At 66.2% G+C, this 23,560-nt stretch carries 12 protein-coding genes and 1 tRNA gene; 2 read left to right on the top strand and 11 right to left on the bottom strand.

Annotation, left to right across the window (positions count from 1 at the left end; translation table 11 throughout):
• Window positions 1-3 precede the first annotated feature (3 nt).
• The 6 genes from IPJ87_15810 to IPJ87_15785 form a co-directional block, all read right to left on the bottom strand.
• Window positions 4-2,415, bottom strand: a complete 2,412-nt coding sequence (locus tag IPJ87_15810; protein MBK7943314.1) for a hypothetical protein — start codon at window positions 2,413-2,415, stop codon at window positions 4-6.
• Between the two features lie 33 nt (window positions 2,416-2,448).
• On the bottom strand, window positions 2,449-2,607 hold the full coding sequence (locus IPJ87_15805) for a hypothetical protein (GenBank protein ID MBK7943313.1): 159 nt from the start codon (window positions 2,605-2,607) through the stop codon (window positions 2,449-2,451).
• Window positions 2,604-3,767, bottom strand: coding sequence for a hypothetical protein (locus IPJ87_15800; protein MBK7943312.1), 1,164 nt, complete (start codon window positions 3,765-3,767; stop codon window positions 2,604-2,606). Before IPJ87_15800 ends, IPJ87_15805 begins: the two co-directional genes overlap by 4 nt.
• A 240-nt stretch (window positions 3,768-4,007) precedes the next feature.
• The gene (locus tag IPJ87_15795) at window positions 4,008-5,108 is read right to left on the bottom strand and encodes a M48 family metallopeptidase (GenBank protein MBK7943311.1); all 1,101 of its coding nucleotides are present in this window, start codon (window positions 5,106-5,108) and stop codon (window positions 4,008-4,010) included.
• Window positions 5,109-5,116: 8 nt separating this feature from the next.
• The gene (locus IPJ87_15790; protein ID MBK7943310.1) at window positions 5,117-6,079 is read right to left on the bottom strand and encodes a DUF898 domain-containing protein; all 963 of its coding nucleotides are present in this window, start codon (window positions 6,077-6,079) and stop codon (window positions 5,117-5,119) included.
• Window positions 6,080-6,374: 295 nt separating this feature from the next.
• Window positions 6,375-6,447, bottom strand: a tRNA-Gln gene (locus IPJ87_15785).
• 245 nt (window positions 6,448-6,692) lie between these two features.
• Here IPJ87_15785 and IPJ87_15780 point away from each other — a divergent pair.
• The gene (locus IPJ87_15780) at window positions 6,693-10,070 is read left to right on the top strand and encodes a DUF2723 domain-containing protein (protein ID MBK7943309.1); all 3,378 of its coding nucleotides are present in this window, start codon (window positions 6,693-6,695) and stop codon (window positions 10,068-10,070) included.
• A 7-nt stretch (window positions 10,071-10,077) separates the two neighbouring features.
• Window positions 10,078-10,686, top strand: a complete 609-nt coding sequence (locus tag IPJ87_15775) for a polysaccharide deacetylase family protein (protein ID MBK7943308.1) — start codon at window positions 10,078-10,080, stop codon at window positions 10,684-10,686.
• Here IPJ87_15775 and IPJ87_15770 read toward each other — a convergent pair.
• From IPJ87_15770 to IPJ87_15750, 5 genes are all read right to left on the bottom strand, one after another.
• Entirely contained in the window at window positions 10,662-11,075 is a 414-nt protein-coding gene (locus IPJ87_15770; GenBank protein ID MBK7943307.1) for a rhodanese-like domain-containing protein, read from the bottom strand. The genes IPJ87_15775 and IPJ87_15770 overlap by 25 nt on opposite strands.
• Before the next feature lie 2 nt (window positions 11,076-11,077).
• Window positions 11,078-13,276 carry a PD40 domain-containing protein gene (locus tag IPJ87_15765; protein ID MBK7943306.1) on the bottom strand — a complete coding sequence of 733 codons (2,199 nt, stop codon included), beginning with the start codon at window positions 13,274-13,276 and terminating at the stop codon, window positions 11,078-11,080.
• A 3-nt stretch (window positions 13,277-13,279) separates the two neighbouring features.
• Window positions 13,280-14,212, bottom strand: coding sequence for a type IX secretion system membrane protein PorP/SprF (locus tag IPJ87_15760; GenBank protein MBK7943305.1), 933 nt, complete (start codon window positions 14,210-14,212; stop codon window positions 13,280-13,282).
• Window positions 14,209-22,488, bottom strand: a complete 8,280-nt coding sequence (locus IPJ87_15755) for a gliding motility-associated C-terminal domain-containing protein (GenBank protein ID MBK7943304.1) — start codon at window positions 22,486-22,488, stop codon at window positions 14,209-14,211. Before IPJ87_15755 ends, IPJ87_15760 begins: the two co-directional genes overlap by 4 nt.
• 123 nt (window positions 22,489-22,611) lie before the next feature.
• The gene (locus IPJ87_15750; GenBank protein ID MBK7943303.1) at window positions 22,612-23,556 is read right to left on the bottom strand and encodes a type IX secretion system membrane protein PorP/SprF; all 945 of its coding nucleotides are present in this window, start codon (window positions 23,554-23,556) and stop codon (window positions 22,612-22,614) included.
• Window positions 23,557-23,560: the final 4 nt, after the last annotated feature.

Here is a 23,560-nt window from a genome sequence, read left to right as displayed (position 1 = left end):
CGATCACTTCGCGCGTTTCTTCTTGGAAGCCGCCTTGTGCCGTGTTGCGGCTTTAGTGCTGTCGACCACGGTGACCGCAGGCTTGTCCAATTCCTTGCGCATCTCATTGACGCGATCCAGGATGTCCTTGACCGGTTCCTCCAACTCCTTGCCCATGCGGCGGTGGCTGTCGGGGTCTTCGTCCTGCATGAGCTTCAGCAGGGCGAAGTACACCGGACGGTACACGCTCCTCAAGTGCATGAAGCGCACCTCGAACAGCTCTCGCAAGCCATGGGACTGCTCACGGGCCAAAGCCCACAGCAGCGCCTCCATGATGCCCGTGGTGGATAGCGGGAATTGCACGAGTTGTATCGTGCGGCTCATCGCCTCCGTGAGTTGCCCGTTCTTCCACGCATCCACCGCGTGCGAGGCCATCCCATCTACGATCCGTGCATAGTGCCTGTCGTGCTCCCGCGCGATGGTTTCATCCGTTGACGCAACCTGGATCATCTGCCAGTGCGACCAAGCCAGGTCGCGCTGCGCCTGCGCGTTGCTCGGATCCTTCTCCGCCAGGGCCGTGCGGATCCGCAGGCCATCCTCGAACGCCTTGCGCGCTTGCGGCAATGCGCCCTCACTCACCAACAGGTCGCCCAAACGTTCGTAACTGATCGACAGGTCGCGCTGCGCCTGCGCGTTGCTCGGATCCTTCTCCGCCAGGGCCGTGCTGATCCGCAGGCCATCCTCGAACGCCTTGCGCGCTTGCGGCAATTCGCCCTCACGCACCAACAGGTCGCCCAAACGTTCGTAACTGATCGACAGGTCGCGCTGCGCCTGCGCGTTGCTCGGATCCTTCTCCGCCAGGGCCGTGCGGATCCGCAGGCCATCCTCGAACGCCTTGCGCGCTTGCGGCAATGCGCCCCGCAGTACGGCGATATCGCCACGGTAGATCATGGCCCAGGGATCGTTCATATCGGCTTCCGCATCCAGTATCCGCTCGGCACGCTGCAGCTCGAAGCGTTCGATCGCCGCCCATACCGCATCGCGCCAGCCGCTTGCTGATGCGCCTTGCTCGCGCCATTGGCTGCTGTGCAGAAGCTGATCCGAGTGATCGGGGTAGCTGCGCATGGAGCGTTCATACACCAGCTCCTTGGTGCTCCGGTCCAAGTGCGCGCTGCCGAGCAGGGCATTGGTGATCAGCAGCAGGTCGGCAGGGTTCAGGCCCTCGCGCCCGATCGAATCCAGGTGCTTCCTCGCCCGATCCTGCAGCCCCTGCTCATCACACCAAAGCTCGAAGAAGCGCGTCAGCCAGCGCACCTTTTGCGGACCATTGCGCTGGGCGTTGTTCATCAGGTACCAGATGTTGAAGAACCGCTCGGCCAGCTGGTAGAAGTGGTTCTTGGTGCTGGTCTCGTCGCGCAGCACGAAGCCATCGCGCACCAGCTGCCCCAGTTGTGCGCTGGCCACCTTGCTCTCCAGGCGGGTGGCGCTGGCCACTTCACCGGCGCTCATGCCATCCCACTGCATGGCCAGGGCGTGTACAATCTTCTGCTTCTGCGGGCTCAGTTCGTCCATGCGGTGCTTGTACAACGGCGTCACCAGGTCCAGCGTGCGGCGCAGGTCCTCGAACACGGTGGCATCGCCGTCCTTGTTGAACACATCGAGCAGCAGCATGATGGTGCGCGGCACGCCGCCGGTGAGCACGCGCAGGTGGTCCACACGGTGCGGCTCCTGCCGTACCACCTGCTCCACCTGGGTGTTGCCGTTCTTGCGGGCATAGTGGAGCAGCAGGGCGTTCACCTCCTGCTGGTTCAGGCCCGACAGATCGTGCTCCTTGAAGAGGTCGAAGTAGGGCGCCTCGTGCGTTTCCAATTCATCCAGCCGCACCGCAGTGCCGCCGACCAGCTTGATGTGCTTGCTGGCCACCAAGGCTTCGCGGAAGGCGTGGTTCTCCTGCTTGCTGAACTTGCGGAAGAGGTCGCCCACATTGTCCACGAGCATGAGCAGCTTGCGGCCGCTGCCCTTCAGCTTCGCCTCGATCGTGGTGAAGCACTGCGCGTGCTGCTCATCCTTGCTCCATAAGGAGCCGAGGTCGCCCAACGTACCGAAGCCCGCGGCGTCCACAGAAGCCATGTGCTGGCCGATCCAGATCCAGAAGTCGAGCAGCGAGTTCACCGGCCAGTTCTCCTCGGCGGTCTTCACGGTGATGAAGCGCGGTGCGAGTTCGGGCTGCATCATCTCCACACGGATGCGTTCGAAGAGCGTGCTCTTGCCCATGCCACGGAGGCCATGGACCATGTAGTGCTGGCTCAGCTTGCCTGGCCCGTCCTTGCGGATGTCGGCCATGAGGCGCTCGAACACGGCGGTGCGCACCACGAAGTCGTTGACGATCTCGGTGTCGCTCTTGTGCTGGGGTCGGTAGATGTGCTCGAAGGCCATGCTTGCACGCCGTAGCCTGGCGTAGGCGCTGGATCACGTGCGGTCGGTGCGGCGGAAGGTGAAGGGGGCGAACAGGTCGCGGAAGAAGCGGGAAAGCGCGAGGATGCGACCGTTGTCGCAACGGCGCAGGAGCATCGTGAGCACGATGACCGTTGCGCAAACAGCGAGGGTGATCCCGAGCGCAGTGTTCATGGGGCGATGGTCTGTGCCCACCAGCGCATGAGCAAGGGTGATGCGAACCGGAGCGCTCGTGCGTCACCATCGCGCACCAGATAACCATCGTGGATGAGGCTGCGCACGATATCCATGTAGGTATCGGGCAGCTTGTGTTTGGTGGTCCCGATGTCATGCACCTTGTCCATGGCCACAGGCTTACCCGCGCTGCACAGGTTCAGCACCTCCTTGGCGTACCGGCGCTCGAGCGTGTCGAACAGGATGCTGAGGCGTTGATGCCAGTGGTCGTAGTAGTTGCGTTTCGCGAGCGCTTTGGTGAACGCGTGGTCCACGAGCTTCTTGGTCACTGTGGTGCCCTCCTCTTCGTTGAGGATCTCCTCCACTTCGTTCATCACCACCTGGATGAAGAACGGGATGAGCCAGACGAGCTTCTCCAGCAGGTGTTCGCGCACCGGCATGGGCATGTCGGCACCCGAGCCATCGAGGATCCGCTCGAGCAAGGCATGTGCCTCCTTGGGCGTGAACGGCGGCATGTCGAAGGCCAGCACATCGTTGATCGCGTGCGAGGCGTTGAGCTTGCCGACGATCTGCTCCAGCCCCACCGATCCGGCGAACACGAAGCTCACGCGCTTCACCACATCGGGGTCCTGACGCAGTTCACGCATCTTGTGCAGCAGCCCCACCGCCGCTTCCGCTCCGTGGATCTTGCGGATGTTCTCCACAGCCTGTGAGAACTCATCCACGAGGAAAACGAAGTGCTCCTTCGCGGGCAGTCCTTTCAGAAGGATCAGCAGATCGTTGTAGCTGTCGGCGTCAGCCGCGGTCAGCTTCAGGCCGTCAGTCGTGACCTCAACGCTCAGCCGCTTCCATAAGGCGCCCAACTTTCTGGTCAGTTCGACCTTGGTGGAGACCATCTCGATCGCCTTCGCGTACAGCTTGCGGAAGAGGTCCTTCTCATCCCTGGCCGATTCCACGATGAGGTAGACGGGATGGAAGCCGGGCTCTGGCTCCCGTTCCACATCGCGCATGAACGAGGTCTTGCCCACGCGGCGAGGGGCGGCCATGAGCAAGTGCTCGCCGGCGGCCACATGCTTCCAGAACTTGCGGACCAGGCGCGGGCGGCCCAAGTAGCTATCGCCCTCAGCTACGGCCCCTACGACGGTATTGAAGCGGATCATGATGACAATGGACCTGTTGGCAAACATATTAACAATGTCGTCATTGTCAAACAACTTGACAACATTGTCATTGTCCGTCCGGCCAAGGCGCTGGATGCCAGGGTTTCGGCCACCGCACCGACATCCGCGAGTTCATCGCCTTCCCGAAGAACAACGCCGGCCGAGACGTGATGATCGACGCGCCGAGCCGCATCGACGATGAGCAGCTCAAGGAGTTGGGGATCGTGGTGAAGGGCTGAGCTATTCGGCGGCTGTCCCCACCGGGATCTCCTTGACCTCGGGCGTCGTCAACGCCGCGAACAAGCCGTCCAGCGGAGGGCGCGCAACGACCGGATCACCCATCTGCGCCGCCAGCCGCTCGGCCTCGGCCACGCGTTCAGCGGTGAGCGGATGGCTGCTGAGGAACTCCATGGCCGCCGGCAGATCCACCGCCTCCTCCTGCAGCAGCTGCAACAGGCCCACCATGCCGTTGGGGTCCACCCCGCGGGCGTGCATGCGCTCCATGCCATGCCGGTCGGCGTCCGTCTCCAGCCCGCGCGAGTACGACAGGTTGCGCACGTTGTCCGCATGCTCGGCCACCACGGCCGCGATGGCGCTGGCGTCGCCGATGATGAGGCTGAGGAAGACGTAGCTGGCCAGCTGCCGCATCAGCATGCGCGTGCTGTGGCGCTCCTGCACGTGCGTGCCCTCGTGCGCCAGCAGCGCCGCCAGCTCCTCCGGCAGGTCCATGCGCTCCAGGATGCCGGTGAACACCACGATGTGGCCGCCGGGCAGCGCGAAGGCGTTGACCTGATCATCGCGCACCACATGGAAGGTGAGCGGATGGTCGGGGCTGAGCTGTAAGGCATCGCCGAAGCGTTGCAGGGTGCGGCTGCGCGCGGTGTCCTCGTCGAGCGTGGGGGCCATGGTGCCCCAGGCGGCGGCACCCAGTTGCTGGTCCACGGAGCGTGGCATCAGCATGGCCACGCCTTCCGCCGCCCAGGGCAGCAGCCACACGTAGCTGGCCACCAGCAGCACCGCCACGCCCAGGAAGAAGAGCACCGGCCCGCTGCGCGCCACCCCCAGCAGGCGGTCGTACACCCCCTGGCGCCCCGTGTAACGCATGCGCAGCACGAAGCTGCGGATGAAGAGCGGGTCGCGTACGATGAGCACCCGCCGGGGGAACTCCCCGAAGCTGATGCGCAGCGTGTCCCGCGTGCGCTCCCACTGCAGCCCCGTGTGCTCCAGCGGCCAGGTGAAGCGCTCGCTTCCGTGCTCCACCGCCAGGGCGTTGGGCTCGCGCACGCTCACCCGCGCCTCGATCGGCTTGCTGCTCACGCCGTCGTACAGGACGGCCTCCACCCCTTCGCTCACAGGAAGATGCCGATGTCCATCAGGTCGCCCAGCTCCTCGGCCAGCGCGCCCTTGTGCTCCTGTTCGGTCTGCGCCACGTTGTTCAGGTCGGCGTCGCCCACCATGGCGATGTTCGCCAGGATGAAGCGCATGGTGCGCACCTCGGCCCAAGCGTAGCCGATGCCGAAGGTGAAGATCACCAGCAGGACGTTGGTGATGATGAGGCCGAAGAAGCCCCCGCCTGTGGATGTGCCCTTGAACTGCAGGCGCCTGCCATCGCTGAAGGTCCAGCTGAGGTGGTCCACATAGTAGTGGAACAGGTCCTTCTGCCACCAGAACCCGTAGATGCCCAGAGTGAACAAGGTGAGGAAGTAGCCCTTCAGGTTCATCAGGAAGAAGTCGAGCCCGTCGCCCTTGTAGGCGAACTGCGAGCTGCCCCAGCGCACATGGCTCATCACGTAGTTGCGCAGGTTGATGGTGAACCAGCTGCCGTAGATGCCCAGGGTGACCAGCGTGAGCAGGCCGTCGCGCAGGCAGATGCGGTACAGCTCGTTGCGGTCGCCGCGGTACCCGAAGTGGATGCCGCGCCAGCTGCTGCGGCTCATGCGGTAGCGGTAGGTGCCGTGGATGATCAGCGGCAGCAGGAGCAGCAGGCCGCCGAAGAGGACCAGGAAGCCGAGCACGCTGGCCCAGGCCTCCTGCAGCATGGCCAGGCCGAAGAAGGCACCGTAGAGCAGCACCAGCAGGCCCACGGCCTTGATGAAGCCGATGAACATCTCGCGCCCCGTGCCGTGGAAGTGGAAGGGATGCCCGTCCAGCTCGGTGTGCTCATAGTAGTACTTGAGCCGGCGCACCTTGGCCCATGGGTAGTACAGGCCGAGGGTGACCATGGTGAGCAGCCAGTTGACGATGAGCACGGCGAAGAGGTCGCCGCCCTTGCCCTTGAAGGCCAGGCGGTGCTGGGGGGTGAGAAGCTCCATGCGCAAGCGGGGTTTGCGACCGAAGGTAACCGGAGGGATGATGTGGGCAAGGGGGTGCCGGGAGCGGAACACGAAGCCCCGCTCAGCGCCTACCGGTGCGCCAACGAACGCTGCGCCTTCGGCCGTCGGCCAACGAAAAGCCCCGCTTCACGCGGGGCTTTCCAGTTGGCCGACCAGGGCTTCCCGCCTCCAAGCGGCGGGATGAACTTCTCGCCCAGCGCCTTTCGGCCCTGCCATGTGCCGCGCACATGGCCGTCGGCCAACGAAAAGCCCCGCTTCACGCGGGGCTTTCCAGTTGGCCGACTAGGGCTCGAACCTAGACTCTTCTGAACCAAAATCAGACGTGTTGCCAGTTACACCATCGGCCATCGCTGCACCTGGGCTTGGCGGGGTCGACCCGCCAAAGCGCGGCAAAAGTAGGCATTGACACCGGATCCGCCGCAAGGGGGCGGTCCAAGGCCACAGCAGCGGTGCCCGGCACGCACCCGCTCCACCGCCGCGTCACCCCGCACGCCCCCCTCCCGCCGCCTTTCGGTACTTTCGCCCTCGCCTTGCCGGAACCCCCTGATCCCGTGGCGGGTAGGCAGGCCTCATCCCCCGGACCTTTCCCCGCATGGACTTCAAGCGCCTCAACATCATCACCGGCTGGCTCGTGTTCCTGGTGGCCGCCATCACCTACATCGCCACCATCGAGCCCACGGCCAGCTTCTGGGATTGCGGGGAGTTCATCGCCACGGCCAACAAGTTGGAGGTGGGCCACCCGCCGGGCGCCCCCCTGTTCATGATCCTGGCGCGCGCCTTCAGCGCCTTCGTGAGCCCGGAGCACGTGCCGGTGGCCATCAACGTCCTCAGCGCCCTGGCCAGCGCCTTCACCATCCTGTTCCTGTTCTGGAGCATCACCCACATGGCGCACAAGCTGGCCACGCGCGATGGCGAGGCCCTCACCGCCGGCCGCACGATCGCCGCGCTGGGCAGCGGCCTGGTGGGCAGCCTGGCCTACACCTGGAGCGACAGCTTCTGGTTCAGCGCCGTGGAAGGCGAGGTGTACGCCCTGTCCAGTTTCTTCACCGCCATCGTGTTCTGGGCCATCCTCAAGTGGGAGAGCGAGGCCGACCAGCCCCACAACAAGCGCTGGCTCATCCTCATCGCCTACCTGATGGGCCTGAGCATCGGCGTGCACCTGCTGAACCTGCTGTGCATCCCGGCCATCGCCTTCGTGTACTACTTCAAGAAGCACAAGGTGACCCCGATGGGCGTGCTGTGGACCCTGGTGATCAGCGCGCTGATCCTGGGCGCCATCCAGGCGGTGATCATCCCGGGCCTGGTGAGGACGGCCGGCTGGTTCGAGCTGCGCTTCGTGAACGACATGGGCCTGCCCTTCAACACCGGCAACCTGGTCTACGGCCTGCTGCTGGTGGGCCTCATCGTGTGGGGCCTGCTGTGGAGCCAGCGCCAGGGTCGCGACATCGTCAACACCATCATCCTCGGGGTGTCCGTCATCATCGTGGGCTACAGCACCTACGCCCTGATCGTGATCCGCAGCACCGCCAACCCGCCCATCGACGAGAACAACCCGGAGAACGTCTTCAACCTGCTGAGCTACCTGAACCGCGAACAGTACGGCGACCGGCCCCTGCTGCTCGGCCAGTTCTGGGACAGCGAACTGAGCAACGAGCGCGAGGACGGCACCCCGGTGTACACCGCCACCTGGCAGGCCACCAAGGGTGGCCGCCCCGTGAAGCAGTTCTATGACCGCTGGACGGCGCAGCACTGGCTGGAGGCCAACCCCGGCCACGAGATCGACCACGCCTACGTGATCACCGACCCCCGCAAGGGCACCGAACCCGTGTACGACCCGCGCTTCACCATGCTCTTCCCCCGCATGTACAGCAACCAGCGCGGCCACGTGGAGGAATACAAGACCTGGAGCCGCTTCAAGGGCACGCCCATCCGCACCACCGACCGCGAGGGCAAGCCGACGATCATCAACAAGCCCACCTTCGGGGAGAACATGCGCTTCTTCGTGGACTACCAGCTCAACTGGATGTACTGGCGCTACTTCATGTGGAACTTCGCCGGCCGCCAGAACGACGTGCAGGGCCACGGCAACATCGTGGACGGCAACTGGCTCACCGGCATCGACCTGATCGACGAGCAGCGCATCGGCAGCCAGAAGGACCTGCCCGGCAGCCTCACCTGGAACAAGGCCTACAACAAGCTGTACCTGCTGCCGCTGCTGCTGGGCGTCATCGGCCTGGTGTACCAGCTCTTCCGCCACCTGCGCGACTGGTCGGTGGTGATGCTGCTGTTCTTCTTCACGGGCATCGCCGTCGTGATCTACCTGAACCAGACGCCGCTGCAGCCACGTGAGCGCGACTACGCCTACGTGGGAAGCTTCTATGCCTTCGCCATCTGGATCGGCCTGGGCGTGTACGCCCTCTTCGATGCGGCGCGCGCGCTCAGCCAGCGCGACCTGCTCTACGCCGTGGGCGGCGGCCTGGGCCTGGGCCTGTTGAAGTTCCTGGTGGAGACCCTCAGCGGCGACGACCACGCCGTGAGCTACTCCATCTTCTACCTGGCGGTGGCCGGCGGCGCCGCGCTTGCGCTCTTCCATGTGCTGGGCAAGGCCACACGCGGCGAACGGGTGCCCGCCCTTCTGGCCTCCGCCCTGGGCCTGCTGGTGCCCCTGCACATGCTGGGCGAGGAGTGGAACGATCACAACCGCTCGATCCGCACCCCGGCGCGCGACCTGGCCAGCGACTACCTGAACAGCTGCGCCCCCAACGCCATCCTCTTCACCAACGGCGACAACGACACCTTCCCGCTGTGGTACGCCCAGGAGGTGGAGGGCATCCGTACCGACATCCGCATCGTGAACCTGAGCTTGCTGAACACCGACTGGTACATCGACCAGATGCGACGCCAGGCCTACGAAAGCGCGCCGGTGCCCTTCGGCCTGGCCCCCGAGAAGTACCGCCAGGGCACCCGCGACATCGTGGCCGTGATCCCAAGCCAGAACCAGAAGGGCGTGTTCGTGGACGTGAAGGCCGCCATGGACTTCGTGGCCAACGACCGCAACATGCAGACCCTGTTCCAGCGCGGCACCAAGGACGCCTACTTCCCCACCAACAAGTTCCGCATCCCGGTGGACAGTGCCAAGGTGGTGGACAACGGCACGGTGGCCCTGAAGGACACCGCCCTCATCGTGGACAACGTGGACTGGCAGATCGGCAAGCAGGTGCTGCTGAAGAACCAACTGATGGTGCTGGACCTGTTGGCCAACTTCAACTGGGACCGCCCCATCTACTTCGCCGTCACCACCGGGCCGGACAGCTACCTCAGCCTGCAGAACCACTTCCAGCTCGAGGGCCTCACCTACCGCCTGGTGCCCATCTTCACCAAGAACGACAACCCCAACCTCAGCGGGCGCGTGGGCACCGATGTGATGTTCGACAACGTGATGAACAAGTTCGTGTGGGGCCACATGGACAGCCAGGAGGACATCTATCTGGACGAGAACATCTTGCGCATGACCACCAACCTGCGCCTGCAGCTGAGCAGCCTGGCCGATGCGCTCACCGACGAGGGCCGCAAGGAGGACGCGCTGAAGGTGCTGGACCTCACCATGGAGAAGATGCCCGAGCGCAACGTGCCCTTCGACCGCATCATGCTGCCGGTGATCGAGTCCTTCTACAAGGCCGGGGGCAGCGAGAAGGCCAACGCGCTCGCCGAGCGCCTCTTCACCATCATGGAGGAGAACCTGGCCTGGTACACCAGCCTGGAGCCGCGCTTCGCCGAGAAAGTGAGCAGCGAGATGGCCATCACCCACGCGGTGATGGACCGCATCGTCACCACCGCCAAGGTGATCCATAAGCAGCAGGAGCTGGCCGACCGTCTGCAGCAGCGGATGGACGCCGCCGAGGAGGCCTACGAACAGAAACTGATGGAGATGGAGAGCGCTGGGCGCAAGACCAGCAAGATGCGCTTCTGACGCCGTGGTGCCCGCCCGCCCGCCCTGGCCGCTGCGCGCGCTGATGCCGGGGGTGCTGTGGCGCATGGACCCGCGGGAGCGGGTGCTGTACCTCACCTTCGACGACGGCCCCGACCCGCAGCTGACCCCATGGGTGCTGGACCAACTGGCGGCGGTGGGCGCGCACGCCACCTTCTTCTGCCGTGGCGATCGTGCCCTGGCACGACCCGACCTGGTGGAGCGCCTCCGCGCCGAAGGCCACGGCGTGGGCGGCCACACCTGGGACCATCCCGACGGCTGGCGGACCCCGCTGAGGCCCTACCTGCGCAACGTGCTGCGGGGCCAACGCGAGGTGGGCGGCCCGCTCTTCCGACCGCCCTACGGCCGCCTCACCCCGGCGCAGCTCGCCGCCCTGAAGGGTCGCCTTCGTGTGGTGATGTGGGACGTGCTCTCGCGCGACTATGACCTGCGCCGCACGGCGGAGGAATGCCTGGACCGCACCCTGAGGCTTGCGCGACCGGGGTCCATCATCGTGTTCCATGATGCGCCGAAGGCGGCAGACCGGCTGCGCGTGATCCTGCCCCAGGCGCTGGAGCGTTGGAACGCCGTGGGCTATCGCTTCGCGTCCCTGGCGTAGGGTACGGTGGGCATGCCCGCCTCCTTCCACGCGCCCATGCCGCCCACCAGATCGTAGACCTCGGTGAAGCCGAGCTCCTTGAGCTGCTTGCTCGCGCGGTAGCTCCGACCGCCCGCCGCGCAGTAGACATACACGGGCTTCGTCCTGTCCAGTTGCGCGGCAGCGGCCTCCTTGAAGCCGCCGGCGCTGAAGTCGATGAACCGCGCTCCGCTGATCACGCCGGTGGCCCACTCCTCGGGCGTCCGTACGTCCAGCACCTGGCCGGGCTTCTCGGCGATGACCTTCGCGAACCGGGCCGGGTCGCACTCCACACCGGCCTCCTGCGCGTGCAGGGTCACTGTGGCGAACAGGAAGATCGGGGCGAAGAGGTGACGGAAGGATGCGTTCATGGTCAGGGACGGATCTCGGTGACGGTGTACTCCACACGGCGGTTCTCCGCATGCTCGGCCTCGGTGCACTGCACCCCGGGCACGCAGTGGTTCACCAGGCGCATGCCGCCGTAGCCTTTGGCGGTGACGCGGTCCTTCGGGACCCCCTTGGCCACGAGCTGGTCCACGATGGCCTGCGCGCGCTTCTGGGTGAGCTTCATCTGCGCCTCGCCATCGCCGCGTGCATCGCCATGCACGGCCAGCTCCACCCGGAGGGAGGGGTTCACCTTCAGGCGTTCGGCCAGCTGGTCCACCTCGGTGCGCGCCACAGGGTCGAGCGCGAGGCTCTTGTCATCGGACCACTTCACGTACTTGAGGCGTACCGGTCGGCCCACCTCCACGGGCTCGAAGCTGAGGTCGAAGGCCGCGTTAAGGTCGATGACGCTGTTGCGGATGCCGATCGAGGAGACCGACACGCTGCGGCTGTAGTAGCCCGCCTTCTCGAAGAGCACCTCGAACTCCTCATTGGCCTGCAGCCGGAAGCTGAAGTCGCCGCCCTCGCCGGTCACCTGGCTCTCCGAATAGAAACTGCTCAGGTTCACCACGCTCACGGTCATGCCCGGGATGAAGCCCAGCCGGTCCTTGTAGCGCACCGCGCCCCGCAGCCATACGCCGGCGTCGGGCACCAGGTGGATGTCACGCGCCACGATCTGCTGGTTCTCGATCTGCTCGGTGCTGAGGTGCTGGCTGCCCTCGTAGCGCCCCTTCATGCGGGCCACCACGCGGTACTCCTTGTCCTTCTGCACCCCGAACGAGTACTCACCACGGGCATCGGTGCTGGTGCTGGCCAGCACGGCGCCGCTCATGTCCTGCAGCTCCACGGCCACATCGATCACCGGTGAGCCGCTCTCGTCGTCGATCACCACGCCGGTGCACAGGAAACGCTGCTCCAATGGACTGTGCATCACGAAGGCGTAGAGGTCATCATCGCCCATGCCTCCAGGCCGGTTGCTGCTGAAGTAGCCATGCCTGCCCGTGGCGTCGATGATGAAGGCCAGATCGTCCTTCGTGCCGTTCAACGGTGCGCCCACGTTGATGGCCGTGGTGAAGCGGTCGCCGTCGGCCGGTGGTGCGGCGAACACGTCCAGGCCACCGAGGCCCGGATGCCCATCGCTGCTGAAGTACAGGGTGCCATCGGCCGCGATGAAGGGCGTCACTTCGTTGTACGGGGTGTTGATCACCGGACCGAGGTTCTCCGGTTCGCCCCACTGCCCGCCCAGGTCGCGGCACACATAGATGTCGCTTCCCCCCAGGCCGCCGGGCATGTCGCTCACGAAGTACAGGCGCCTACCATCGGGGCTCAGCGCGGGATGGCCCACGGAGCACTCGCTGTTGTTGTACAGGAAGGGATCCACACCGCCCCATTCGTTGCCCGTGCGCCGCGCCCGGTAGATCCCCAGGCGGGTGATGCCGTTCCGGCCCCGCACGCTGCTGTTGCGGGTGAAGTACATGGTGCTGCCATCGGTGCTGCACACGGCCGGACCATCGTGCAGGGCGCTGTTCACCTTGCCCTCCAGCAAGCTGGGGGCGCCCAGCGTCCCATCGGCCTGCCGTGCCGCACGGTACAGGTCCAGGAAGGGCTGGTCGTTCCAAGCGGCGCGGCGCTGGATGCCGACCTTTTCGTTGCGGCTGCTGGAGAAGATCACCTGGTCGGGACCGCACCAGGTGGCCGCCATGTCCGAGTACGGCGTGTTGATCGTCAGCGGCGTGATGGTGAAGCGCTCCTGCTGGTCGGTGAACTTGCGGGCGAAGCTGGTGATGTTGCTGCGCTGGGCCCCTCCTTCCGGCGGGCGTGTGGCCAGGTAGCGGTCCATCCATTCCTCGGCCTGGTCGTACTTGCCGTTGCTCTTCAGGGCCTGCGCGTAGGCGTACAGGTCACGCGGCTCGCGGTTCAGGAACTTCACCACGATGGCGTACCAGCGCTCGGCCTCCTCGGAATTGCCGAGCTTCATGTTGCACTCGGCGAGGCGCTTGGACACGTGTTCGTTCACGGCGCCCAGATCGGCGGCGGCGCGATACTCCTTCTCGGCGAGCGCATAGGCCAGCTGTGCGAAGTGCAGATCCCCGGAGCGGATGCGCGCGTCCGCCCCTCCTTGAGCCATCGCAGCCCTCGCCGGCAGCAGCGGCAGCACGAGCAGGAGGAGCAGGCGGAGCGGGCGCATGGTTCAGAAGTAGCGTGGCGAGATCGTCCGCCCCTTGGTGAACTTCAGGTCGTAGCTCAGCATCACCTCGTGCGTGCCGGCGTTGTAGGCGCCCAAACGCGTGGTGGTGAGGTCGAAGGCGTAGCCCGCCCTGAACTGCTCGTTGAACTGGTACTGCGCCATCACGCCGAAGGCATTGCCCACGCGGTACATGCCGCCCAGCCAGATGCGCTCCCGCAGCAGGAGGTTCAGGTTCACATCCAGTGAAAGCGGCGCACCCGCCACCGCGCGCAGCATCACCGAGGGCTTCAGCTTCAGGTCGCGGCCCACGTCGAACACCGCACCACCGAGCAGGAAGTAATGGCGATCCTCCTGCGCGGTGGCCACCACGGCGCTCTGTGCCTCGGTGAGGGTGTTCTGCAACAACTTGGGCGCCGAAAGGCCCACGTACCAGCGAGGCGCGTGCCAGAAGAGGCCGAACCCGAAGTTCGGCAGCGCCTTGCTGCTGATGCTCGCGGCCGACGGATCCACCTCCACGGTGCTCAATCCTGCGAGGTCGGCCTGGAAGAGGTTCACCCCGCCTTTCAGACCGAAGGCCAGGCGTGAGCGCTCGCCGGTGCGGATGCGGTACGCCACGTCCAGAAAAGCGCCGGTCTGCCGCGCCGGACCCACGCGATCATGCAGCACGGTCCCGCCCAGGGCCAGTCCGTTCACCGGCAACGGGGAATGCAGCGTCAGGGTCTGCGTGCTGGGCGCCCCCTCGAAGCCCACCCACTGGTGCCGCGTGAGGGCCATGATCGTGAACACATCCGCACTGCCCGCGTACCCCGGATTGAAGGCCAGCGTGTTGAACATGTACTGGCTGTACAGGGGATCCTGCTGCGCACGCACACGACCGGCCACCGCGCCCATCAGGAGCAGCACGAACAGGGCGTGGACGACGGAGCGGCGTTTCATCGGTTCAGGTAGACGTATCCCTTGAGCGGTTCGCGCCCGCCGCCCAGTTCGATGACGTAGTAGTACGTGCCGCTCGGCAGCTGGCCCGAGAGGCCCGCGCGTTGCGAGGTGCCGTCCCAGACCACCGTGCTGTTGTCATAGCCCGCAGCGCTGTACACCTCGTCGCCCCAGCGGTTGAAGATCACGACCGTGTTGCCGGGCCACCCCTCGATGCCGGGGAGCTGGAAGGTCTCGTTCACCCCGTCCCCGTTCGGCGAGAAGAGCCCCGGCACGAACACGTCGTCCTCGAAGACGCAGGGGCTCACCCCATCCACCAGTTGCGGAGAACAACCATTGGCATCGGTCACCGTGCATGCGAAGCCCTGGCTGGTGAGGATCGGCGCGCTGGTGAACACGAAGGGCGAGGTGGAGCTCAGCGAACCGTCAAGACCCGTGACACTGTAGCTGGCCGCATCGCCGCCGCTGATGGTGAACCGTACGACGTAGGTGCGATCCACTTCGTTGCAGATGCGCGTCAAGCCGCTCACGTTCACCCCTTCGAGCAGGGTCACCGACACCGTGGCCGATACGGGCGTGCAACCCGGGACCTGTACCGTATAGCGGAACCCGTAGGTGCCCGGTCCCAGCAGGGTGGTGTTCAGCGCAGCGCCCGTCAGCGTGCCGGTCGAGTTGAGCTCCGTCCAGCTGCCGCCCACCAGCGGTTCGCCGGCAAGGGCTGCGAAGAGGTCATAGGCCGTTTCCGTGTTGCACAGGGTGACGCTGCTGTCCGCCCCCGCGCTGGCAGGCTGGTTCACGGTGATCGTCACCGTCGCCGTGGCGTTGGTGCATGGTGCGGTCCCCAGGACCGTGTAGGTGTAGGTGCCCGGCACATCGGTCGCGGTCTCGAACGACCCGTCGTGAGCGGCCCCCAAGGGGTTGGTCCAGCTGCCGCCCGGCTCCGGAGCGCCCGTCAGCGCGCCGAAGAGGTCCACGGAGCCTGCGTTCGCGCAGGTCTGCACCGAGGCGTTGCCCCCGGCATTGGGCGCCGCCGCCACATGGATGATGACGCCGACCGAAACAAGTCCGCAGGCCACGGTCTGCACCTCATAGGTGAACGGATAGCTGACCCCGCTCGGCAACTGGGCGGCGTTGAGGATGGAGCCGTTGAGCTGACCCGTCCCCGAATTGTCGGTCCAGGTGCCGGTCTGGGGGGTACCCACCGGCAGCGAGTTGAACAGATCGTATGATACGTTGCCGCAGATGGTGTCGATGGCCCCCGTACCGATGTCGACCCCGGCCGAGACCTCCACGGTGACCGTGGCCTGGTCGTTCGGACACGGGCTGGTGCCCGCGACCGTGTACACGAAGGTGTAAGTGCCCAGACCCACCACCGTGGCATCGAACAAGCTGTCGGTGAGCGCTCCAGTGGCACCTGGATCGGACCACACCCCGCCTGCATCATAGGGGGCCTGAAGACCCTCGAAAAGATCCTGCGCCGTCTCCGTCACGCAGACCGGCAGCGTGAGGCCGGTGCCCGCCTGCGGCTCCGGTACCTCGTTCACGATCAGGGTGGCGGTATCGTTCACACACGCTCCTTCGCCTTCCATCACATACTGATAGGCTCCGGGATCATCCACGGCGGGGTCGTAGAGATCATCCGGGAGAAGCAGACCGTTCGGGTCCAGCCAAGATCCATTCTGTCCCGGACTTCCGCCTAGCTGTGCGTTCATGTCGAACGAGCCTTGGGACGAACACACGGTGACCGCATTGTCCAACCCGGCGTTCACCGCAGCGTTCTCGGTGATGTTCACCGTGGCCTGGTCGGGGAAGCAGAACAAGGAGCCCTGCACATTGTACACGTAAAGCCCGGGGCTGTGGATGGCGGGGTTGTAAATGCCGCCGAAGGGCACGTTGCCCGGTGCCAGCCAGGCGCCATCGGTGTCAGCGCCAGGGAGCAGGGAGATCAGGGCCACCAAAGGGCCGTCGCTGCACACGCTCAGGCTGGTGTCGGGTCCTGCGTACGGAGCGGCCTCCACCGTCATGGTCACCGTGGCCTGCGCCTGCGGGCAGTTGCCGATGGCCGGCACCGTGTAGGTGTATGGACCGGAGGGATCCACCGCCGGATCGAACTGTCCGCTGTAGGGCAGACCGTCGGGGTCCGTCCATGTCCCGTTCGCGTCGGGGCTGCACCCGTTGTTGCTCAGGAACTGGATCAGCAGGAAGGGGTTGGCGTTGCTGCACACCGTCTGCCCACTGGAGCACCCCGCGTTGGGTCCCTCCAGCACGGTGACCACCAGCCTGGCCGTGTCGCCCTCGCAAGCGGCGGAAGGGGCCAGGATGTAGTCGAACGGCCAGGACCCTACGCCGGCCAGCGAAGCGTTGAACACCCCGTTGACCATCGCGCCCGAACCACCCACATCCACCCAGGTGCCCCCGGCTTGCGGCGTGCCCTGCAGCAGGCTGAACAGCGACACCAGACTCTCGCTCTCACACACATCGGCCGCGCTGTCATCACCGGCATCCAGGCCTTGCACCACCTGCACCGTGACCGTGGCCGAATCCGAGCTGCAAGGAAGCGTGCCAGCGACGGTGTACGTGAACGCATAGCTGCCCGTGGGCACACCGGTCGCGTTCCAGATGCCGCCGGTGAGGACGCCCAGGCCACTGATGTTCGCCCACACGCCTCCGGGGTCCTCTCCGTTCAGGCCGGTGGAGAGATCCACCGCATTGGCATCCACGCAGGCAGCCAGCGAGCCCGACGGTCCGGCGTTCGGGGCGGGCACCTTGGTGATCTGCACGGTCGCGCTCACCGTGGCGCAGGGCGCTGCGGCCGGGATCGTGTACACGTAGGCCCCCTGCGGATCGGTGGCCGGATCGAAGTTGCCCGTGGGCACCGGCCCGTTCGGTCCGCTCCACGCGCCGCCCGGATCAGGCGAACCGTTCAGCAGGGTGGACAAGGCCACCAATGGACCGTTGCTGCACAGGGTGCGTGCCGCATCCACCCCGGGGAAGGGCTGCTCGCTCTCGAAAATGGTGACCTTGGCCGTGTCGTTCACGCAGGGCGCATCGCCGAACAGGATGTAGCTGTAGGTGCCTTCGATGGAGATGCCGGGCACGTAAGTGCCGGAAAAGGGGCCGTTGTTCGGGTCGCGCCAGGTGCCACCGGTCTCCGGTCCCCCTTGCAGAAGCGGGAACAGGGAGAAGGACGGCTCGGTGCTGCACACCTCGTCCACGCCATCGGTCCCGGCCCACGGCTGGTGGTTCTCGATCACCGTCACCGTGCTGGAATCGTTGGGGCAGGCCTGCACGCCACCCACGCGGTAGGTGTACACGCCCGGTGGGCTCGACCCGGGGAAGTAGATGCCCACCACGGTGACCCCGTTGGGGTCGCGCCAGGTGCCGTTGAAGTCCGGCCCACCGGTCAGCAGCTCTAACAGACCGAAGGGGGCCTCATCATCGCACACGATGGTGACACCATTGCCGCCCGCGTTGGGGGCATTGTTCACCACCACCGTGACGCGCGCGGTGTCGTTCGGGCAGGGCGACTGGGCAGTGCGGATGTACTTGTAGACCCCAGCGATATCCAGGCTCGGCTGGAACAGCCCGCTGTGCGGCTGGTCCACCGGGTTCAGCCAATTGCCGCCCGGCTGCGGGTTGCCGGTGATCTGATTGAACAGGTTGATGGTGGGTCCGGGACGGCAGACCACCGTGGTCACATCATTGCCGGCGTTCACACTGGCGCTCACCCCGATGGTGACCGTGGCGGAGATGGCCGGGCACGGCGGCGGTCCGCTCACGGTGTACACGTACACCCCGGGCGGGTCCTGACCCGGACAGAACACGCCATCGTCCACCCCGTTGGGCCCCGTCCAGGTGCCATTGGTGGCCGGCGAACCGCCCAACTGCGTGAAGAGCGAAAAGCAGGGTTGGGACGAGCACACCGAGCGGGTGACACTGGTGCCGGGGCTCAACGGCGCGCTCACGGATACGATGACCACCGCCGAGTCCGCCGGGCAGGGGAACACACCATTCACTTTGTACTTGTACGCTCCGGGCGGATCGTTCTGCGGGTTGAACTCACCCCCATGCAGCTGCCCCAGCGGGTTGGTCCAGAAGCCGGTATTGTCCGCGCCGCCCAGCAAGGGGAACAGGTTCACCGACCCACCCGTGGAACACGCCGTCGTGGAGGTGCTGTTGCCGGCGTTCGGCCGGGGGTTCACGAACACACTGGCCACCGCACTGTCCGCTTCGCAGGCCCCACTGGCCGGCACCACGTAGGTGTAGTCGCCTTCGGGGTCCACGAGCGGGTCGAACAGCACATCGGTGATCGCCCCGTTCGGGTCACGCCAGAACCCGCCCGCATCCGGGGTGCCGGTCAGCACCGTGCTGAGCAGGAAGGCGCCCGCGTCATCGCACACCGCCACCTGACCGTCCCCTCCGGCATCCGGTTCCAAGGTCTTGTTCACGGTGAGCACCGCGAAAGCGTTGCTGCACGGGAAGTTCCCTGGCACCGTGTACACGTAGGCCCCAGAGGGGTCCACACCGGGCACGAACAGGTTCGCATGCACCTGGTTGTTCGGGTCCGTCCACGTGCCCGTCAGCTGTGGCGTCCCTCCGAGACTGTCGGTCATCACGAACGGCGCATCGTTCTCGCACACGCTCACCGGGCGCCCCTGGCCCGCGTTCGGTGGGGCCACCTCCGTGACGGTCACTGTGGCGATGGAGTCCTGGCAGGGCGGATCGCCATCCACCCGGTACTCATACTCACCGGGCAGGTCGTTCACCGGGTCGTAGCTCGGTCCGTGCGGCTGGCCGTTGAACTTCCAGGTCCCACCTGCTTCCGGGGTGCCACCGAGCACCGTGAACAACTGGAACACACCGCCGTTGCCGCAGACCACCGTGTCCGCACTGAGCCCCGCATCCGGCGCGCCTTCCACGTTCACGGTCATCATCGCCTGGTCGTCCGGGCAGAACCCGCCACCGTCCAGGAAATACGTGAAGTCGTAGTTGCCCGGGGCCACCAGCGTGGCGTTGAACACCCCGTTGGTGAGCGCGTTCGTGTTGTCATTGTCGATCCAGACACCGCCCGGATCGGGCCCGCCGTTGAGGTGCGCGAAGAGGTCATAGGCCGTCTCATTGCCACAGACCTGCCGGAAGGTGTTGCTCCCGGCGTCCAGCTGCGGCGCGATGGTGATGGACACCGCGGCCGTGTCATTCGGGCACTGACCTGAGCCCAGCACCACGTAACGGAACAGATAGACGTTGTTCGGCAGCCCGTTGGTCTGGAGCACACTGCCGGACAGCTGGCCCGTCGAGTTCACGTCCAGCCAGGTGCCGCCAGCGGTGTACGGGGGCTGCAGCAGGGTGAAAAGGTCGATCGCGCCGGAGTTCGTGCAGACCGTCGCAGCCCCATCACCTCCTGCGCGTGGGGCGTTGTTGACCACCACGGTGACGATGGCGGAGACCGATGAACAGGGCGCGGTACCGGACACCGTGTAGGTGTACTGTCCCGCGGGACTGGTGCCCGGGGTGAAGGTGCCGTTCATCGCACCGCCCGGCCCGCTCCATGTACCGCCCGATGCCGGCGTCCCGCCGAGCGAACCGAACAGGCTGAAGGGCGCCGCATTGCTGCACACCGTGACCGTGTTGTCGGTGCCCGCGTTCGGCGGGGCCACCTCCTGCACGATCACCGAGGCGGTGGCGTTGGCGCACGGCGGGTCACCGGCCACGGTGTACGTGTACACGTCAGGCACGTCCGTAAGCGGGTCGTAGATGGGGCCGTGCGGCGACGTGCCCGGTCCGGTCCAGGACCCGTTAGCATCGAAGGGCGCCACCAGCACCAGGCTCAACGCGAACGAGGACCCATTGCCGCACACCAAGGTGTCCCCGTTGATGCCGGCGTTGGGCGCCTGCTGCACGTTCACCGTGGCGAAGGCCGTGTCGTTCACACAGGGCGCCGTGCCGCTTACCACGTAGCGGTATGGTCCGGGCAGGCTCTGGCCCGGGATGAAGTTCCCCGAGGGGACCAACGTTCCGTTCGGGTCCGTCCATACCCCGGTGGTCATTGGCGACCCACCGAGCACGGAGATCAACGGGAAACTGCCGGTGTTGCTGCACACGGTGGTGCTTCCGTCCGTACCGGCCCTCGGCGCGATGCGGCGGGTGATCTGCACGCTGGCCACCGCATCCGAGCACGGCGGGGTGCCCGCCACCGTGTAGGTATACGTGCCGCCGACATCGGTGGCCGGGTCGTATTGGCCCGAGTGCGGTTGGCTCCCGGGATCGGTCCATGTACCCCCTGGATCGGCTCCGCCCAGCAGCGTGAAGAGGTCCACCACCGGATCATCGCTGCACACCGTGAGGGCGGCGCTCGTTCCGGCGTTCGGCGCCGCGGTCTCGTCCACGTCCACCGTGGTGATGGCGTTGGCGCACGGTGCAAGGCCCGTCACGGTGTAGGTGTAGAGGCCGGGCGTGGAGGTGCCGGGCACATAGGTCCCGGATGGCACGTTCACGGAATTGGGATCGGTCCAGGTTCCGTTCACCGCCGGCGAACCACCCAGGCTGTCCACGAGATCGAAGGCACCCTCGGTGCTGCACACCAAGGCGGTGCCCGAACTGCCCGCGTTCGGCGCCGGGGTCACGGTAATGGTCACCGTGGAACTGGCATCAACGCACGGCGCCTGGCCTTGCACGGTGTAGGTGTAAATACCGGGATCATCGCTGCCGGGATCGAAGGTCCCGGAGAAGGGGTCCCCGTCCGGGTCCGTCCAGCTGCCTCCCGGGTCCGGAGCGCCCCCCAGCTCGCCGAACAGCTGCACATCGGCATCCGTGGAGCACAGCAGCAGAGTGGCGTTGGTGCCCGCATCCGGGGCGATCACCAGTTGCACGGTGACCGTGGCCACGGCCGGGTCGCAGGGCGATTGACCGGTGACCGTATAGGTGTAGGTGCCCTGCGCACTGGTGCCCGGAATGAAGGTGCCGTTGACGGCCACGTTGTTCGGATCGGTCCACGCGCCGGTGAGGTCCGGGGTGCCGCCCAGGGAATCCACCAACGCGAAGGAGCCCCGCGTGCTGCAGACCACGACCGTGCGGTCGCTGCCGGCGTCCGGGGCCTGGCGGATGGTGATGGTGAGCTCGGCCGAGGCGTTCGAGCACGGAGGGATCCCCGTCACGGTGTACGTCCACACCCCGGCCGGACCCACTGCGGGGTCGAACAGGTCGCCAAGGATCGGTCCGCCGGGGCCCACCCATTGCCCGCCGGGATCGGGGGTGCCGTTGAGCTGCGTGGTCAGCGCGAAGGGGGCGTCATCGCTGCACACGGTGATGCTGCGATCGCCGCCGGCGTCAGGGGCCGCCTGTTCGCTCACCGTCACCGTGGCCGACGCGTCCACGCACGGCGGTACACCCGGGACGGTGTACGTGTAGATCCCGGCCGGGGACACGCCCGGGGTGTAGGTCGGGGGATGCGGGCCGCCGGGACCGGTCCAGCTGCCGCCAGCCTGCGCGGTGGGTCCCAACAGGGCGAAGAGACTGAAGGGGGTGTCATCGCTGCACACCCCGATGCTGGTGCTCACCCCGGCGACCGGTTGCGTGTTCACCACCACGGTCACCGTGGCCGTGGCCACCGGGCAGCCGCCCCCCGCGCTCACCGTGTAGGTGTAGATCCCCGGAGGGTCCGTGCCCGGGTCGAAGGTGGACCCGTGGGGCACGCTTCCGGGGGCTGTCCAGGAGCCCCCCGCGTCCGGCGTGCCGCTCAACGCGGCGAACAGGTCCAGCGGGGCGTCCGTATCGCAGACGGTGATGCCGGTGGACGTGCCCGCATCGGGGGCCGGGCCGATGGTGGCGGCCCACCCCGCGAAGGTGTTGGCCGCATCGCTCACCCAGTGGAAGGTCAGGCAGCCGCTCGGTCCGGTGGATGTGATGGTCTGTCCGTTCAAGGAGTTGGCCCCATTCCCCGTGACCAGCAGCGGGTCGGCCGTACTGGTGCCGTTGTGGATGAAGAGCTGGTCCGTGGCCCCGGGCTGCACCGCCCACGCCGTGAAGGTCACCGATACGGTGGAGCCCGATCCAGCGCCATTGGTCGGGCACAGGGTGGCCGTCAGGTCCTCGCTGTCCCCATATGGTCCGCCGGAACCTCCGCTGTCCAGGAACTCCCCGCTGCAAGCCTGCCAGCTGGCGTTGCCCATCACGAAGGTCTGGGCCTCCACGGAGGTGGCGGACAACAGCACCACCGCCAAGGCCGCACCCCACGGGCGGATCGGTCCAGGGATCGGGTCGAAGCTCACGGTCGGGCGCAAGGGGGTGCAAGGTAGCCAAAACACCCCTCGGAACGCCAGTCCAGCGCGGGTTTTCGCCGGGTCACGGGCTCGCTGCGACGAGCGGCTCGGGCGGGTGGACCTGTCGCCATCCTACGACGCTCGTCACGGAGCCGGGGGCGCAGCCGGGGCGGTGGGGGCCGCCTTGGTGCGCGGAGCCGGACGGTCCTTCCCGAAGGTGAGGGCCAGCATCACCTCATGGGTGCCCTGGCTGTAGCGGCTCAGGCCCGTGGTGGTGAGGTCGAACGAATACCCGAACTGGAACATCTTCTTCAGCCAGCACCCGACCATCAGCGGTATGGCGTCGTTGGACCGCCAGCCCCCCCCGATCCACAGGATGTCCTTGTAGTTCAGGGTGAGGTTCACGTCCAACTTCGGCGGCACCGGGTTCACATACTTCACCAGGAAGCTCGGCTCCAGGCGCAGGTCGTCGGAGAACCTGATCCGGTATCCGCCGGTGGCGAAATAGTGGCGTTCCAAGCGGCTCAGCGTCTCCTCCTGCTCATCGAAGAAGTAGATGCGGTTGTTGAACAGCTGGGGAGCGGTGGCGCCGAACCAGTAGTTGGGATGGTGCAACAGGAACGCGAACGTGGCATCGGGCACCACCTCACCGCGCAACTGATCGTCCATCACCGGATCGCTGCCGTCGTGGAAGGTGATCTTGGACCCGTCGATGAGGAACTGCACCAACCCGCCGCTCAGCGACAGGCCCAGCCGCAGCTTCTCGGTGAGCTGGAGGTGGTAGGCGTAGGTGAGCTGGAACCCGGTGCGGCGCGTGGGGCCCACGTTGTCGGTGAACAGGAAGCCGCCTAGGCCCATCTTCCGACCCACCGGTGTGGTGGCACTGAGCATGAAGGTGCGCGGAGCATCCTGCACCCCCACCCACTGGTACCGATGCGCGCTGCGCAGCTCGAACCAGGGCCTCGATCCGGCCACGGACGGGTTGTAGAGGTAGTCCTGGCTCACGTACTGGCTGAGCTGCGGCAGTTGCTGCGCGGCCGCCGTGCCGGCGACCATCAACAGCGGAAGGACTTGGTGGCGCAGGTTCATGGCT

Source organism: Flavobacteriales bacterium (assembly GCA_016713875.1).
Lineage (GTDB): Bacteria > Bacteroidota > Bacteroidia > Flavobacteriales_F > PHOS-HE28 > PHOS-HE28.
Note: the sequence above shows the minus strand (reverse complement) of the source record. Positions and strands in the feature narration are given on the sequence as shown.

Bases quoted from the DNA above. Each gene is read 5' to 3' on its own strand.
- IPJ87_15750 (MBK7943303.1), bottom strand. From the start codon at position 23,556: ATGAACCTGCGCCACCAAGTCCTTCCGCTGTTGATGGTCGCCGGCACG.
- IPJ87_15765 (MBK7943306.1), bottom strand. From the start codon at position 13,276: ATGCGCCCGCTCCGCCTGCTCCTCCTGCTCGTGCTGCCGCTGCTGCCG.
- IPJ87_15805 (MBK7943313.1), bottom strand. From the start codon at position 2,607: ATGAACACTGCGCTCGGGATCACCCTCGCTGTTTGCGCAACGGTCATC.
- IPJ87_15810 (MBK7943314.1), bottom strand. From the start codon at position 2,415: ATGGCCTTCGAGCACATCTACCGACCCCAGCACAAGAGCGACACCGAG.
- IPJ87_15800 (MBK7943312.1), bottom strand. From the start codon at position 3,767: ATGATCCGCTTCAATACCGTCGTAGGGGCCGTAGCTGAGGGCGATAGC.
- IPJ87_15790 (MBK7943310.1), bottom strand. From the start codon at position 6,079: ATGGAGCTTCTCACCCCCCAGCACCGCCTGGCCTTCAAGGGCAAGGGC.
- IPJ87_15780 (MBK7943309.1), top strand. From the start codon at position 6,693: ATGGACTTCAAGCGCCTCAACATCATCACCGGCTGGCTCGTGTTCCTG.
- IPJ87_15770 (MBK7943307.1), bottom strand. From the start codon at position 11,075: ATGAACGCATCCTTCCGTCACCTCTTCGCCCCGATCTTCCTGTTCGCC.
- IPJ87_15760 (MBK7943305.1), bottom strand. From the start codon at position 14,212: ATGAAACGCCGCTCCGTCGTCCACGCCCTGTTCGTGCTGCTCCTGATG.